The organism is Roseateles sp. (genome assembly GCF_049240545.1).
GTDB lineage: Bacteria > Pseudomonadota > Gammaproteobacteria > Burkholderiales > Burkholderiaceae_C > Paucibacter_A.
In genome coordinates this window covers 1-1047 of the sequence record NZ_JBMLSK010000150.1, presented here as the reverse complement: position 1 = coordinate 1047, position 1047 = coordinate 1, and the positions used below count along the sequence as shown (strand labels likewise).

General features: G+C 64.6%; 2 protein-coding genes. Both read left to right on the top strand.

Going from position 1 to position 1047, the window contains the following annotated elements:
* The first annotated feature begins 87 nt into the window (after positions 1–87).
* Positions 88–570: a hypothetical protein gene (locus ACOVRJ_RS09480; RefSeq protein WP_422043609.1), complete on the top strand. Its 483-nt coding sequence runs from the start codon at positions 88–90 to the stop codon at positions 568–570.
* 100 nt (positions 571–670) lie between these two features.
* On the top strand, positions 671–1045 hold the full coding sequence (locus ACOVRJ_RS09475; RefSeq protein WP_422043608.1) for a hypothetical protein: 375 nt from the start codon (positions 671–673) through the stop codon (positions 1043–1045).
* The last annotated feature ends 2 nt before the right edge of the window (positions 1046–1047 follow it).

Below are 1047 nucleotides of genomic sequence, written 5' to 3'. Positions count from 1 at the left end.
CCGTGCGACAGCTCGCGCGCGTGATCGCGTATTGATGGCCTAACGTTCGAGCTAAGCGGGAGACGACGGATGGATGACTGCCCGGCGATGACGATGATGGACAACCCGGCAGCGCCGGGCAGGCAGCCAGCCGTTGGCTCTCCGCTTGAGCGAGGGGTTAGGCCCGTCGCGTGGACGTTGCGCGCCGAACTCGATGCGCGCCAAACCACATGCAGAGCCCACCTGTGGTTCACGAACCCACAGAACAGCGCGTGGGCGCCGCTGTACGGCGAAGACTTGAAGCGCGAGCGCGATGGGCTGATGCAGACACTGCGCGACGAGATAGACGAGAACCTGCGACTGCGCGAGCTGGGCGGCGCGATGCCCGGCGAGAACATCACGGCGATGACGGAGCGGCTGATCCGCGAGCGAAACGCCCTGCGTGCGCAACTCGCCATTGCAGCCCGTGGGCTGAAGCACTGCGCCGGGTGGAACATCAACGACGACAAGCGCAACGCTCTCATGTCCGTGGTGCTGGAGAGCGAGGCAATGCTGGCCCCAGGGCCTAACGCCAGGTTAAGCGGCCCCTGAAGGCCGCAGGCCGTAAGGGGTCGCGCTTGAACCGTTAGTTAGGCAGCGCGCGCAACTGGTTGACAAAACGAGCAAAACGCTCAGAAACGAGGTTGACAAAGTGGACGAAAAAGCGATTCAGCAGACAACGCGCTGGCTCTTGATCGAGCGCGCCGCGATGGCCGCAGGCGTTGACTTGCACTGGGGCAGCGGTGGCAACGGCGAGAAATACCCGTGGATCGTCGGGCCAGACGGACAAGAGACGTGGGACCCGCTGGACGACGACGGGGCAGCATTCCGCTTGGCGGTGAAGCTGAATCTCGAAACGGTGTGCGACGACTCGACTACGGACCACATGCCGTTTGCCTACGCACGACTGGCCGGCACCGATGAGTGGACCATCGTGCCGGTGGTTGCGTGCCCGCTCAAGGCGATGCGCCGCGCAATCTGCGAGTGCGCCGCCAAACTGGCCGCGCCGGCTGTTCGTGCTGCCTAACG

Bases quoted from the DNA above. Each gene is read 5' to 3' on its own strand.
- ACOVRJ_RS09480 (WP_422043609.1), top strand. From the start codon at position 88: ATGACGATGATGGACAACCCGGCAGCGCCGGGCAGGCAGCCAGCCGTT.